Origin of the sequence: Paraburkholderia sp. A1RI_3L, from assembly GCF_048957895.1 — a bacterium.
Classification (GTDB): Bacteria; Pseudomonadota; Gammaproteobacteria; order Burkholderiales; family Burkholderiaceae; genus Paraburkholderia; species Paraburkholderia kururiensis.
The window spans coordinates 189,759-203,999 of sequence record NZ_JARCHA010000009.1 but is presented as its reverse complement, the minus strand read 5'-3'; the positions used below and the strand labels follow the sequence as shown (position 1 = coordinate 203,999).

The window sequence follows — 14,241 nt, the reverse complement described above, 5'->3', positions numbered from 1 at the left end:
TACTGGACGTATTCACGTTTGTCACCCCTCAAGAAAGCAGGATGGTTGGTACAGATTTGCAAAGGCTTTGCAAAAACGACAGGTGTCGTGGTTCATTTGCCCACCGAATAAATGAGGTACAGACTCGTCATGGTCGGCAGCAGCTGTTCCAGCAGGCGGTTGAAGCGTGCGACTTCCGCCGTGCCCACGTACACCACGTCGAGCGGTTGAAGCTCGAATTCAGTGGAAAGCAGAATTGCGTCCACCTGCGTCATATCGAGCTGATAAATGGTTGGCTTGCGCGGATCGTTCGGCGTGCGCCGGATCACGAGAATCTGGCGCGGCTGCGCCGCACGCGGGTCGATGCTGTTCACGTCCGCAATGGCATCGGCGAGCGTGAGCTTGCCCTTGTTCATGAAGAGCGTTTGCGGCTTCGTCACTTCACCCAGCACGAACACGCGGCTCGCGTTGTGATCCGGCACGTAGAGAATGTCGCCTGCACGCAGCACGATGTTCTGCGATACGTCGCCGCGGTCCAGCGTGCGCTGCACGTCGAGCGTGTAGACCTTGCCGTCGCGCGTGAGCTGCACGCGCTGCAAATCGGCATCGGGCTGCGCGCCGCCGGCGCGTGCAATGGCGTCCACCACGGTCATCTTGACGTCGGTGATAGGCATGGTGCCCGGGTTCTTCAGATCACCTGCCAGTTGCACCTGCTGGCTGCGGAACTGCGCGACGCGCACGTCGAGCTGCGGCTTCACCGCGTAGCTGCCAAGCCGCGTGCGCAGCGTGGCGGCAATTTCGCCGGCGGTCATGCCGGCCACGTGCACGCGGCCTACGGTCGGAAAGTAGATCGCGCCATCCGCCGAAACGCGCTCGCCGTTCGGATCCACGAGCGCGCCCGGATTGCCGGCCCCAGTGGGACCGTTCAGCGCATTGGGGTCCGTCACGTTGCCCGGTGTGGCAGCCGTCGCGCCGCCGTTCACCGTGAGTTCGGGGTGCCCCCATACGATGATGTTGAGCACGTCGCCCGCGCCCACCCGGTAATCTCCCTGTCTCGCCACCTCTTGTGGAAGCGCCTGCGTATTGCTCTCGTCGAACTTGATCTGTTGCGCAATGACGCCTGCGTCGATCATATGCACGGGGTAGACCGGCTTTTCCGTGCTCGCTTCGGGCTCTTTCTGCATGCGCGAAGGGTCGAGGTACGGCCCGGGCACTGCGGAACAACCCGCTACTGCCCCACTCACGAGGCAGGCAATGATCCTGTTTTTTCTGCTCATGTCGCTCTTCCGGTAATCGCCGGGCGCTCCAGTCCCGACGAAATGCTCTCCGCTACCGGCCACTGCCGGCATCGAAAATCCACGTTCGAATGGGAAGTTGCCGGCGTCAGGCGCGCGCTTCGAGTGAAGCCCGATGCGCGAGGCGCCGCGCACCCGCACTCAGCATTGCGCGGCCTGGGCCAGCCGGCCAAGGTCGAGGCGCGGGCGCGACGGCAACGCCATTGATTCTCGGGAGCCGATGCTTCTGTTCTTTTCTTCTTCAGCAGCGCTGAGGAGCCGCTCGAATTCACGCTTGACGATGCCGTAGCATTCGCAGGCCTGCTCTTCGAGCCCGTCGCGGTCGAGGATGGTGATATGACCACGGCGCTGGCAGATGAGACCCGCGTCGTGGAGCTTGCCGGCGGCTTCGGTTACGCCCTCCCTGCGTACACCGAGCATGGTGGCAATCAGTTGCTGCGTCACGTCGAGCTCGTTGGTCTTGAGCCGGTCCTGCGTGAGCAGCAGCCAGCTGGACACCTGACGCATGATGTGGTGATGCCGGTTGCACAGCGAGCTTTGCGCGATCTGCGTGAGCAACGCCTGGATGTACAGCAGCATCAGCCGGTGAATGAGGCCGTGGCGTTCGAATTCGCGCTTGAACGCCTGCGCGCTCATGACGTACGCGTACCCGGCGCTACGCACTTCGATACGTGTGGGCATGGCGAATCCGCCCATGAGTGCGGGCACGCCCACTACGCCTTCATTTCCGACTGCGGCCACTTCGGCGGTGGCGCCGTCGGCCATCAAAAAAATCATGGAAATAATGGCGGTGGCCGGGAAATACACCTGTTTTACAGCCTCGCCGGAATCCGACAGCAATTGGCCGGCTTGCAGCCGCCGCAGTTGCAGGTGAGGAGAGAGAGCATCGAACTCGGCCTCGGGTAGCGCACTGAGCAGGTGGTTCTCGAGTTGCTGGGTCATCAAGTCGGGCATGATCGTTTCCACTGGGTCTGGCCACACGCCTCGTGGGCGTGCGTAGGGTGAAAATGACAGGCTGGCTTACACCGCAGTTACCGCAGTGCACCAGGCGATCTGCCGGTGCATCGGGGCGTCTGGATACCATCCTCCGTTTTGCCGCCGTTCCCAAAGCCAGTTGCATGCCATGTGAATCAATGCCCTGTTTACCAACGATTTTTTTCTGAAGCCATGAAACGGCTTCTACGCGGCATCGCCCGACTGTCTCATATATGAACCATCCGGACGCCAAATGAAGGATATGGATGAGTAGATACAAATAGCTACATTTTGTTGCATTGCGTTCATGCAGATGGAATGCCCCGCCATTAGGGGAATCACGGAATCACGTGTGGCTTGCCGGGCTGCTTCGAGGCCATGAAACACGGCTTGCGGCACATTGCCCGGCGGCCCGAACTGTCTCGTCGATGAAACATTAAAAGGCAAATGAAAGCGATAAGGACGGGCAAGACATATTGCACGACCGGCCTTTTCCCATTAATTCACACGGTAATTCTCTTATTCAGCGGCGCGAGAACCAAACAAAATGAGTTCTTAAGAGAAGCTTAAATATCGCAATTCGCCTTCACTTTGCGTCAGTATTACCGTTTAAAAAGAATAATGAAAGCAGATGAATAACGAAATTACTGATGTGGGAAAGCGCACGTCGCATTTCCCATCAGGTGTGGTACACATCGGGCTTCACCGGCCCACGCGTCGCGGCACTCGTCCCGTACCGCGCAGCAAGAACGCACGGGCCCCTGACAACGACAACACGGACGCTGTCATGCACCTCATCCTGCACCTTCTGCTCTATCTCACAAACTTCGGAGATCCGTATCTCACCGTGCCGCTCGCGGCACTCGTGCTCGCATGGTTCGCCGCGCAGCGCTTCTGGCGACCGCTGATGACGTGGGCGTGCTGCTTCAGCGCGGGCGCATTGCTCGTAGCAGCGAGCCGCATCGCCCACGCCGGTTGGGGCATGGCGATGCCCGCACTCGACTTCACTGTGATCAGCGGCCACACCATGCTCTCGAGCGCCGTGTACCCCACGCTGCTCGCGCTCTTTGCGAGCCGCAATTCGCCGCGCACGGTCATGGGTCTCTTCGGGCTGGGGTTCGCGTTCGCCATTGCTATCGGCGCTTCGCGCGTGCTGATCGGATTTCACTCCACGTCGGAAGTGGTGAGCGGTCTTGCCATCGGCACGCTCGTATCGCTCGCCACGTGTGCGCCCATCATGATGCGTCAGGCACGCGAGGCAACGGGCAACGTCACGACGATGCGCGACCCCACGCCATTCACCGCATTCGCGCTGGCGCTCGTGGTGATCTGCCATGGGAAGGTGGCGCCCGTGTCGATATGGATCGATCACAAGGCGCCGCAACTCTCGCAGTGGAGCAGAACGCAGTTCGACGACGCGCGTTGATCGAGACGGAGCGTCATGCTCCTTCTGACGTCGTGCTTCTTCTGATCGGCTCAGACCTGCTTGCCGAAGCTGGAGAGCTTCGAACTCATGCTCACGTTCAGGTCCAGCGCTTCATGGCTCGCGGCCGCCGTGACGGCCGCGGTTTGCGCGGCGAGCGCGGCAGCGGTGGTCGGATCGTTCGCTGCGGGGTCTGTCGCGGCTCCGGAAAGCGCGCCGTGTGCGCCGTCTGCTTCCAGCGCGCCAGGCACTTCGCTCAACACCGCATGGCATGCGGCCAGCACGTGCTCGCGCGCGCCGCGATTGAGCACCTCGTGGTCCATACCGGGAAAGACGAGCGCCTTCACGTACGGCATACGTCTGAGGCTGCGCCCGCCGATGCCGAAGTACATGTAGAACTCGTCGAGGCTGTGGTCCTCCAGGCTGAACACGAGACGCACGCGCACGCCGGAAGCATCGAGCCGCTTGAACATCGAACGCACCTGGTGGTTCGGTGTGGACGTATAGAACGTGTCGCGCGAGAGCGTTGCAATCGCGGCCTGCACCTGGGCGAGCGCGTGCCGCCACATCGTGTGCAGCACGGGCCGCAGCTGCACTTCGCCACGTACGACCTGGCTCCACTTCGCCGCGCGAATCATGGAGCGCAGATGCGCGCGCGGCGACCCTCGCGGACGCTGCGTGGCGCCCTGAATCGTGCAGTCCTCGGGCAGCAGGAAGCTCGCAGGGTTCACGAGCACGAGGCCCCGCACGGCGGGGTTCAGCGTGGCGGCGCGCAGGCCCGCATACGCGCCCGCGCAGATGCCCACCACGACGACATGATCGTAGCCCTGGTCCACGAGCCAGTTCACGGCATGCGAAAGGTCGGCTGCCATCGCGCCATAGGAAGTCTGACCGGCCACACGCGTATGCATGGCACCCAGGCTCTCGCCGATACCGTCGGCGTCGATGCGCAGCGACGCGTGGCCGAGTTGCGCCACCTGCCGCGCAAGTTCGACACCGAAGCGGCCGTCGCCCACGTGGTGTGTGGCGCCCGTATTGGCGATCAGCAGCACGGAGCCATGCCCTTGCGGCCCGCGATGCCGGGTCGGTTCGCAAAGCACGCCGAAAAGGCGCCCGTCGCCGATGCGCAGCGGCGATTCCACGGCGCCTTGCAGCGCGAGCACGGGCGGCACGGTGCTCACCGCGCGCGCCGGCTGCGTGCGCGGCACGGCGTCTTGCGCGAGCCACGTCGCGACACGGCGCAACGTGGGGTCCGGCGTTTCCGTGAGCCACGGCGGCTGTAGCGTCTGAAGATAGTTCTCGAACGCGATGGAGCTCACGTCGAGGCCCTGTGCGCTCCAGTGCTCCGCGAGATTCGCGCTGCCGTCGCGCAGCCCGCTGTGTGCAATCAGCACGCGTTGCACGGGCGGCGCTTCGAGCTTGCAGAGGTCGAGGTCGCGCAACGCCTGAAGCCCCGCTTCGCTGAAGCGATGACCGAAGATGTCGTGCGCGCCCGCGGCAGGCACCGCATCGGCGCGCGAAATACGGGCTTTTTCACGCCATGTCTGGTGCAGCACGCCCATTTCGCGCATGAAAAGGCGCATGGAAACCACCGGGGCCAGCATGACGAGCGATTCCACGGGCGTGAGCGTTGCGGTCAGCGCGGCCACCGTGGCACCCAGGCGAAAGCCCGCCAGCGAGACGCGCTCTACCGACGTTTCCCGCTTCAGGTAGTTCACCGCGTCTGCCGCCTCAGCGGCCCATTGAGCGGGGCGCAACCAGTCGCCCGTATCGGCGGAATCGCCTGTGCCCAGATAGTCGAAGCGCAGCACGGGCACGCCGCGCGCCGCGAGGTCAATCGCGAGATGGCGTATCGCCTGATGCAGCCACATCGCTTCGTGTCCCGCCGGGTTGCAGAGCACGACGCCCTCGCCACCCTCGGCGTCATGCAGCCAGCCGGCGTGTCCGTTGAAAACGACCGGTCTCATGTCTTTATTTCCTGTTGTGGGTTGACGCGTGGCGTCACGTTGATGTCTCCATCAGCCCTCCCTGCCATTGCAGTATGGGTAAGGAAAATGCATGCGTTGGTGCGTTTTCACACTTACGTGCCGGCGCCCGGCAGGCACGCTGCTGGCTGCATCCTCGGGGTTAGCGAGCGCCGCGGCGGCCAGTAAGTTGGCTTCCGTACAGAGGTCGAACCCCTCGCGCCGTATGGTGATTGCGCATTCTTCGCCAGCATGGAGCCCCGTCGATGAGCACCGAACTTGTGCCACAAGCCGCACGACAGACCAGCACCGCCCCGCACACGACCCTCGTCGTGCAACCCGTGATCCTCGCCGGCGGCGCCGGCACGAGGCTATGGCCGCTGTCGCGCGAGCAATATCCGAAGCAGCTGATCGAGCTGCTCGGTGAAGAGTCGCTGCTCGCCGCAACGGCGCGGCGGCTGGATGGTCTCGAAACGTCGTGGACCGTATCCGATGAATTGCTGCTCGTGTGCGGCGAATCTCATCGACATATCAGCGCCTCGCAACTCGACGAGTGCGGCAAGTGCGCGCGCATCGTGCTGGAGCCGTGCGCGCGCAATACCGCGCCTGCGCTGACCGCGGCAGCACTCGTTGCCGAGGCGAAAGGCGAAGACGCAATCCTCGTCGTCATGCCTGCCGATCACGCGGTACCGAACGCGGCCGCATTCCAGGAAGCGGTTTCGCGCGCCGCGCGTTACGCGGCCAACGGCGCGGTGGCCACCATCGGCGTATTGCCGCGTCATGCGGAGCCCGGCTACGGCTACATTCGCGTGGGCATGTCGATTGGCGCGGATGGCGGCTACACGATCGAGCGCTTCGTGGAGAAGCCGCATCGCGAGCTGGCCGAACAATACGTGCGCTCGGGCGAATACTGGTGGAACAGCGGCATCTTCGTCGTGCGCGCTTCGGTGTGGCTGAAGGCTATCGAAACGCTGTGCCCCGACATTCATGCAGCCTGTGTGGCAGCGCATCGCAACGCAACCTCGAACGGTCGCTTCGTGCAGTTGCATCCCGAAGACTTCGCCCGTTGCCGCAACGACTCCATCGACTACTCGGTCATGGAACGGCTCGCGGAATGCGGCAACCTGCCGGGCGTCGTGGTGCCCATGGATGCGCCGTGGTCCGACGTGGGCTCGTGGGACTCGATCTGGGAAATCATGCCCAAAGATGCGGCGGGCAACGTCTCCCGCGGCCGCGTGATGTTCGAAGACACCACCAACACGTTCGCGCACTCGCAAGGGCGCCTCGTCGCATGTGTGGGGCTACGCGACGTCGTGGTGGTGGAAACGCCCGATGCCGTGCTGGTTGCCGACCGGCGCAACGCCCAGCAGATCCGCAACATCGTTTCGCGCCTGCGCGCGGAGCGCGGTCCCGAGGCGGACAATCACCGCAAGGTGCATCGTCCCTGGGGCTACTACGATTCGCTCGATTCGGGCGAGCGCTTCCAGGTGAAGCGCATCGTCGTGAAGCCGGGCGAAAGCCTCTCGCTGCAGATGCATCACCATCGCGCCGAACATTGGGTCGTGGTGCGCGGCACGGCACAGGTGACGTGCGGCGAGAAGACGTTCCTGCTGACCGAGAACCAGTCGACTTACATTCCGCTCGGCACCGTGCACCGCCTCAGCAACCCGGGCAAGACGCCGCTCGAAATCATCGAGGTGCAGTCGGGCACGTACCTGGGCGAAGACGACATCGTGCGCTTCGACGACAACTACGGTCGGCTCGACAAGGCCGCGGCGACCCAGTCGTCAACGCTGCCGGCGCAGGGGGCGCCGCAGATGCAGGCGCAGGCACACGTCCAGCAACAGCAGCAAGGTCGGAAGAATCCGTGCATTCGCGTAGGCCGCAACGTCAAGACGAGTTGAGCGCCGCGACAGCTTCACGGCGGGCCGTACGAATCGAATCGTGCTGGCATGCAGGGCCCAACGGCGCGTCTCACCGCGCGCCGTGACTCGCCATCAACCGGTACAGCGTGGCGCGCGAAATGCCCAGTTCGCGCGCCGCGCGATGCGGCCGGTCGCCGTGACGCATGAGCGCCACCTCGATCGCCTCGCGCTCGGCAGCGGCCCGCGCCTGCATGAGCGTATTCTCCAGCTCCCCCACGCGGTCCTCCAGTTCGAGGTCCGCGGCCGTGATCACACGCTGCTCCCCCATGACGATGGCCCTCCTGATGCGGTTGATGAGTTCGCGCACGTTGCCGGGCCACGGGTGCTCGTACATCGCGCGGATCGCGCAAGAGGAAAAGCCGCGTATCTGGCGCCGTCCGTCGATGGGCAGGTAGCGGTCCAGTACGTGCCACGCGAGCAGCGCGATGTCGCTGCCGCGCTCGCGCAGCGGCGGCTGTTCGATGCCGAGCACGCAGAGGCGGTGATAGAGGTCCGAACGAAAACGCCCTTCGGCCACGGCCTCCTCGAGGCTCACGTTGGCCGCGGCGATCACGCGCACGTCGACGTCGATCTGTTCCGTGCCGCCGAGCCGCTGTATGTTTCTCTCCTGCAAAAAGCGCAGCAGGATGGTCTGGCTGTCGAGCGGCAGGTCTGCTATCTCGTCCAGAAACAGCGTGCCCCCGTGCGCGGCTTCCACAAGCCCGATCCTGCGCTGCCAGGCGCCCGTAAACGCGCCGCGTTCGTAGCCGAACAGAATCGACTGCGCGAGTTGCTGCGAAAGCGCACCGCAATTGATGGCGACGAAAGGACCGTTACGCCGCGACGAACGCTTGTGGATCACGTTCGCCGTGAGTTCCTTGCCGGTGCCGGACTCGCCCGATATCAGCACGGACGCCTCGCTCTTGGCCACCTTCGCGATGGAGCGGAAGAGTTCTTTCATGGCGTCGCAGGCGCCCACGATCTCGCCGTCCATGCTTTCGCCGGGCGGCGGCGTGTCTTCGAGCATCGCCATGCTGTGTTCTCGCTCCACGGCCTCCACGATCCGTTCCGTTTCGCACGGCAGCGCGACGAAGCGCGAGAAATAGCTGTGGATGGCATGACGTAGCGCTTCGCTTCCCGTCTGGCCCGGCCCCACCACGCCGACCCAGCCGGGCTCACGTCGGATGAATGACGAGCGGAACGTGGCGATTTCGAGCGGCGAGAAGCCGCTCGCGAAGTCGAACACGCCCACGGTGGGGCGGTTGCGCGCCAGCTGGCGCCGCAACTGGCTCGCGGAGTTCGCGATCATCACGTTCCAGCCGTGCTGCAGCAGCACGTCACCGAGCCCGTCGGCGGGCGCGCGCGAAACGAGCACCAGCGAGCGGCGAGCAGGCGCATTCATGACCGCAGGCTCATGCTGAAATCCATGCGCCGCGCGAAGGCCACGCGACGCGAACGTACGCGACTCATACGAGGAAAAGCACCTCGGCCGATTTCAATGAGGGTCGCAATACGCATTGAAAAGCGCGCCACATGAAACCGTAATGGCGCACTCGTGAATTCACGGCACGGCAACGCAAATCGACCGGCAAATGCAGGAGCGTAAAAATTGCCATGCAAAAATAGAACCCTAAACATATCTACCGACTCGCCGTTGATTGAAAAAATCCACGCTTGAATTGTTGTGCTCACCGCTTTTCATCGAGCCTGCTATAGACATAGTTTGAAACGCCATTAACAAACGCTCACGAAGCCGCAGTCGCAGCGGTCGCGAATACGAGCAACAAAGAAAGCACGGGCCGCAGCCTCATCGCGAGCTGCGAACCGTTATCCAACCCTTGTTTTGCGGGCTTTTGTGCAATCTGACGCGCTGCGCCGAAGGCGCTGCTTTCGTCAGCGGGCAGCTAAATTTCCAGTACGCAGAAAACGAACTTTCAATTGCCGGAGCGGACGCCAACGCAGTTTGACTGCGCGCTGGCGAGAGAATAATTGCAGCCGTGCTGCCGGTACTTATGTACGCTACCGAACCGAATATGACCCTCCTCGTAAATAGCATCGCCGTAACATATACAGCCCCCCTGCTTTATATGTCGCTGCAAATCAGGCAATAAATACCGCATTAACATTGATACAGGTAAATATCCGCGGTGATGGCCGGCATCGGGAATGATCGAGGCCTGCGGGGCTTGAGTGGGTGCCATGGTCATCAGCGCGGTTGCGAAGCGGCGGTGTCGTGCCCGCAGGGTGACGACGCGGGAGTTCGCCGTTCGATGCACTACCCTACTGCGCCCGCTTCCCGTCCGGCTAGCGGCGCTTACATCCTGTTGCTCCTGCAACAGTTTCCACCGGCTTGTGACAGCCTTTTACGTCGCAGCCCCAGTGTGCCGGACTGACCGTTGTATCCGGGCATCGCATCCACCCTGGAAGGCGATGCGCGACTGCCGAGGGCACCGTGGCAACCCTGCTCACTGAAACAGACGTTCGTGCGAATGAGGGCTTCACCAGGCTCTCAACAGAACAGTTGCACGAACTAAAAGAACGCGGCTTCGTCACCGTACGTGCGATCGCCCCACCGGCCGACGTCGCCATCATGGACGCCGTGATCCGCGACCTGCTTGCGCGCGGCGTGGGCTTCAAGGAAGGCGCACGCCGCGATCTGGTGGACCCGGAAGATGCACGCAGCGCGAACAGCCTGACGGAACTCGTGCGGCCGCAGAATTACGCAGCCGTACTGCGCCGCAGCGCCTACTTCGAATCCGCTTACGCCATTGCGCGCCAGGTGCTGGGCGACGACGCGGAATTCGCGTTCGACCACGCCATTCTCAAGCCGGCCTTTCACGGGGCTGAAACGCCCTGGCATCAGGACGAGGCGTATCAGGCCGAACGCGATAGCGAGCGCGACCAGATCGCATTCTGGATGCCCACCACTATCGCAACCGTCGAAAACGGCTGCATGCGCTACATACCGGGCTCGCACAAGCTTGGGGTGCATCCCCATCAGCCGCTGGGCGGCGACACGCGCGTTCACGCGCTGCAATGCATTGGCGACTTCGATCCGGACAGCGCGGCGTACTGCCCGCTACAGCCCGGCGACGCCGTGATTCACGCCGGCCGCACGCTGCACTCCGCAGGCCCCAACCTGACCGCGGACCCACGGCTCGCCTATATCCTCGTATTCGCCGGCCCTTCGCGCCGACCCGCCGCGCCACGCGACCACAGCTGGTTGAAGCGGCCCAACGAGACGGCCGCGAGGCGCCGCAAGCTGTGGCTCTGGCGAGGCGGCGCCGTGATCGAGCTGGCACGACGCGTGGCGCGCAACCGCTATTACCATCCGGCGTTTTATGTGGGACGGCTGCGGCGTCTGCTGGCGCGGCAGAGCCGGACGTAAGCCCTTAGCCTCTGCCCGCGCTTGCCGTGCGAGCTTCCCGAGAAGGCGCTACATTGATCGCCATTCACTTCACGAGGAGCCGCGCATGTCCGACGTCAAGGCGAATTCCGCTTCGTCCGCGCCCGTGCAACACAGCGTGCAGCCTGTTCGCGAGCAAACCCGCCATCTCGCGATGGCCGCGCGGCTCGACGCCGCCATCGACCGCGCGCTCGACGAGCAACGCATCGTGGGCACCGTGGTGCTCGTGGCACATCGCGGCGAACGCGCTTACGCGCGCGCCGCAGGCTTCGCGGACCGCGAGGCACACGTCGCCATGCGCGAAGACAGCCTGTTTCGCCTTGCCTCCGTCACGAAGCCCGTCGTGAGTCTTGCCGCGATGCGGCTCGTGGAAGAAGGCAAGCTTGCGCTGGACGACGCCGTCACGAAATGGCTGCCGGATTTCACGCCGCATCTGCTGTCGGACGGCCGCAGCACTGCGCCACGCATCACGATCCATCAGTTGCTCACGCACACGGCGGGGCTGCGCTACGGCTTTCACGAGCCGCCCGATTCGCCGTATCACCAGTTCGGCATTTCCGATGGCATCGACCACGTGCCGTTCGATCTCGACGAAAACCTGCGCCGCATCGCGAAGGCGCCGCTCGTCTACGCGCCCGGCACGTCATGGCGTTATTCGGTGGCCATCGACGTGCTCGGCGCGGTGCTGGAGCGCGTCACGCACATGACGCTGCCGCAGGCGGTGGAAGCGCTCGTCACGGGGCCGCTCGGCATGCGTCAGACGACCTTCCATGTGCCGCCCGGCACGCCGCTCGTCGTGCCCTACGCCAACAGTTCGCCTGCGCCCGTGAAGATGCATGACGGCATGGACGTGTTCCTGCCGCCCGAAGTGGGCTACGCGGTGCGCTTCTCGCCGTCGCGCGCATTCGACGCTCACGCCTTCCCCTCGGGCGGCGGCGGCATGATCGGCACCGCGCCGGAGTTGCTCCAGTTCTTCGAGACCATTCGCACGGGCGGTGCGCCCGTCGTCTCGCCGGAAACGGTGGCGCTCATGATGAAGAACCACGTGCCCCCGTCCATCGAGACGCGCGGGCCCGGCTGGGGCTTTGGATACGGCTGGGGCGTGATCCACGATGCCGCGCTCGCGCAGACGCCGCAACCGGCGGGCACGATTCAATGGGGCGGCGTGTACGGCCACATGTGGTTCGTGGACCCGATCAACCAGTTCACGGTGGTGGCCTTCACGAACACCGCGTTCGAAGGCATGCGCGGCCAGTTCAGCACCGACGTGCGCGACGCCATCTACGGCGCCGCGCCCATCCGTTAGTGCGGCCTCAGAGAAATGACTCAGTGGTTATGCCTGGATTCGCCGCGCGTTTCGATGATGTTGAGGTACAGCGTGGCCGGTTCCAGGCACGCCCCGGTCGCATGCTGGCCCACCATGCTGCGATAGATCTCCTCCCACGGCGTCTTGTGCTGCAACGCGGGCGCCTTCCACGCAGCACGGCGCGCGGCCATCTCGGCCTCGGGAATCAGCACGTCCACCTTGCGCGTATTGAGGTCGATGCGGATACGGTCGCCGGTCTTGAGCAGCGCGAGGTTGCCGCCCACCGCGGCCTCGGGTGACACGTTGAGAATGGACGGACTCGCCGACGTGCCGCTCTGCCGGCCATCGCCGATAGTGGGCAGCGTATCGATGCCCTGCTTGAGGAGCGCCGCGGGCGGCTGCATGTTGACCACCTCTGCGCCGCCGGGGTAGCCCACCGGCCCGCAGTTGCGAATGACGAGCACTGAGTGTTCGTCCACGCCCAGCGCCGGGTCTTCGATGCGCGCGTGGTAGTCCTCCGGGCCTTCGAACACCACGGCCTTGCCTTCGAACACGTCGGGGTGCGCCGGGTCGGAGAGGAAGCGCTTGCGGAACGCCGGGTCGATCACGCTGATCTTCATCACCGCGCTTTCGAACAGATTGCCCGTCATCACCACGTAGCCCGCGGCTTCCTTGAGCGGCTTGCCGTAGCCGCGGATCACTTCGCGGTCCGGCTCGGGCACGTCCGCCAGGTCTTCGGCCAGCGTGCGGCCGGTCACGGTGCGCACGCTGCCGTCCAGCTTGCCCGCGGCCAGCAGCTCACGCATCACGGCCGGCACGCCGCCCGCGCGGTGAAACGCTTCGCCGAGAAAGCGCCCGGCCGGCTGGCAGTCCACGAGCAGCGGTACCTCGGGCCCGAGGCGCTGCCAGTCGTCGAGCGAATGGTCCACGCCCATGTGCCGCGCAATGGCCACCATGTGAATCGGGCAGTTCGACGACGCCCCCAGCGCCGCCGCCGCCACCACGGCGTTTTCGAAGGCGCCCTTGGTCATGATGTCCGAGGGCCGCAGGTTCTCCGCCACCATCCCCACGATGCGCCTGCCGGTCTCATAAGCCATCCAGCCGCGCTCGCGATGCGGCGCCGGAATCGCGGCGCAGCCGGGCAGCGACATGCCGAGCGCCTCCGCCAGCGAGTTCATGGAAAGCGCGGTGCCCATCGTGTTGCAGTGCCCGGCCGACGGCGCCGACGACGCCACCATGTTCATGAAGCCGTCGTAATCGATCTCGCCCGAAGCGAGCAGCTTGCGCGCGTGCCAGATCACGGTTCCCGAGCCCGCGAGCTTGCCCTGCCACCAGCCGTCCAGCATGGGGCCGCCCGACAGCACGATGGCGGGAATGTTCACGGTGGCCGCGGCCATCAGGCAGGCGGGCGTGGTCTTGTCGCAGCCGGTGGTGAGCACCACGCCATCGATGGGATAGCCGTGCAGCACTTCCACGAGGCCCAGATACGCGAGATTGCGGTCCAGCGCGGCGGTGGGCCGCTTGCCCGTCTCCTGAATGGGATGCACCGGGAATTCGAGCGGCACGCCGCCCGCGTCGCGAATGCCGTCGCGCACGCGGCTGGCCAGTTCGAGGTGGTGTCGGTTGCAGGGCGCGAGGTCCGAGCCCGTCTGCGCAATACCGATGATGGGCTTGCCCGACTGCAGTTCCTCGCGCGTGATGCCGTAGTTCATGTAGCGCTCCAGATAGAGCGCGGTCATGCCGGGGTCGGAGGGGTCGTTGAACCAGCGGCGGCTGCGCAGTCTGCCCTGTGTGGTGTCGGGTTGGGAGGCGCCGGTTGCAGCGTTGTTGGCCGGATCAGTGGGCGAATGCTTCGACACGCTTGTCTCCTTGTTTTGTCGTGTGGACGCGCGCCACACGGGAAACAAGGCTTCCCGCGCAACGGCACGCCTGAGGAAGCATCAAGCTTAAACGGAACGCGCTGTTCGTGCTGCGCAATAGACGCACGCG

At 64.4% G+C, this 14,241-nt stretch carries 10 protein-coding genes; 4 read left to right on the top strand and 6 right to left on the bottom strand.

The window, feature by feature from the left end:
• Positions 1-92 precede the first annotated feature (92 nt).
• Together PXJ20_RS23205 and PXJ20_RS23200 are read right to left on the bottom strand one after the other, a co-directional pair.
• Positions 93-1,256 carry a polysaccharide biosynthesis/export family protein gene (locus tag PXJ20_RS23205; protein WP_033350715.1) on the bottom strand — a complete coding sequence of 388 codons (1,164 nt, stop codon included), beginning with the start codon at positions 1,254-1,256 and terminating at the stop codon, positions 93-95.
• A gap of 159 nt (positions 1,257-1,415) precedes the next feature.
• On the bottom strand, positions 1,416-2,228 hold the full coding sequence (locus PXJ20_RS23200) for a Crp/Fnr family transcriptional regulator (RefSeq protein ID WP_033350732.1): 813 nt from the start codon (positions 2,226-2,228) through the stop codon (positions 1,416-1,418).
• Positions 2,229-3,036: 808 nt separating this feature from the next.
• On the opposite strand from PXJ20_RS23200, the gene PXJ20_RS23195 reads away from it, so the two are divergent.
• Positions 3,037-3,675 carry a phosphatase PAP2 family protein gene (locus PXJ20_RS23195; protein WP_161978058.1) on the top strand — a complete coding sequence of 213 codons (639 nt, stop codon included), beginning with the start codon at positions 3,037-3,039 and terminating at the stop codon, positions 3,673-3,675.
• Between the two features lie 50 nt (positions 3,676-3,725).
• Here the strand turns inward: PXJ20_RS23195 and PXJ20_RS23190 are convergent, their stop codons facing one another.
• Positions 3,726-5,639: a serine aminopeptidase domain-containing protein gene (locus tag PXJ20_RS23190; protein ID WP_421031677.1), complete on the bottom strand. Its 1,914-nt coding sequence runs from the start codon at positions 5,637-5,639 to the stop codon at positions 3,726-3,728.
• Between the two features lie 263 nt (positions 5,640-5,902).
• On the opposite strand from PXJ20_RS23190, the gene PXJ20_RS23185 reads away from it, so the two are divergent.
• Complete coding sequence (locus PXJ20_RS23185) at positions 5,903-7,540, top strand: mannose-1-phosphate guanylyltransferase/mannose-6-phosphate isomerase (RefSeq protein WP_421031676.1); 1,638 nt, start codon at positions 5,903-5,905, stop codon at positions 7,538-7,540.
• Between the two features lie 70 nt (positions 7,541-7,610).
• On the opposite strand, the gene PXJ20_RS23180 is transcribed toward PXJ20_RS23185, so the two are convergent.
• Both PXJ20_RS23180 and PXJ20_RS23175 read right to left on the bottom strand, forming a co-directional pair.
• Entirely contained in the window at positions 7,611-8,942 is a 1,332-nt protein-coding gene (locus PXJ20_RS23180) for a sigma-54 dependent transcriptional regulator (RefSeq protein WP_126875402.1), read from the bottom strand.
• On the bottom strand, positions 8,939-9,232 hold the full coding sequence (locus tag PXJ20_RS23175) for a hypothetical protein (protein WP_421031675.1): 294 nt from the start codon (positions 9,230-9,232) through the stop codon (positions 8,939-8,941). Before PXJ20_RS23175 ends, PXJ20_RS23180 begins: the two co-directional genes overlap by 4 nt.
• Positions 9,233-10,061: 829 nt before the next feature.
• On the opposite strand from PXJ20_RS23175, the gene PXJ20_RS23170 reads away from it, so the two are divergent.
• On the top strand, positions 10,062-10,928 hold the full coding sequence (locus PXJ20_RS23170; RefSeq protein ID WP_017773960.1) for a phytanoyl-CoA dioxygenase family protein: 867 nt from the start codon (positions 10,062-10,064) through the stop codon (positions 10,926-10,928).
• Positions 10,929-11,013: 85 nt separating this feature from the next.
• Entirely contained in the window at positions 11,014-12,252 is a 1,239-nt protein-coding gene (locus PXJ20_RS23165) for a serine hydrolase (protein WP_017773961.1), read from the top strand.
• A gap of 20 nt (positions 12,253-12,272) precedes the next feature.
• On the opposite strand, the gene PXJ20_RS23160 is transcribed toward PXJ20_RS23165, so the two are convergent.
• Entirely contained in the window at positions 12,273-14,111 is a 1,839-nt protein-coding gene (locus tag PXJ20_RS23160; RefSeq protein WP_421031674.1) for an IlvD/Edd family dehydratase, read from the bottom strand.
• Positions 14,112-14,241 lie beyond the last annotated feature (130 nt).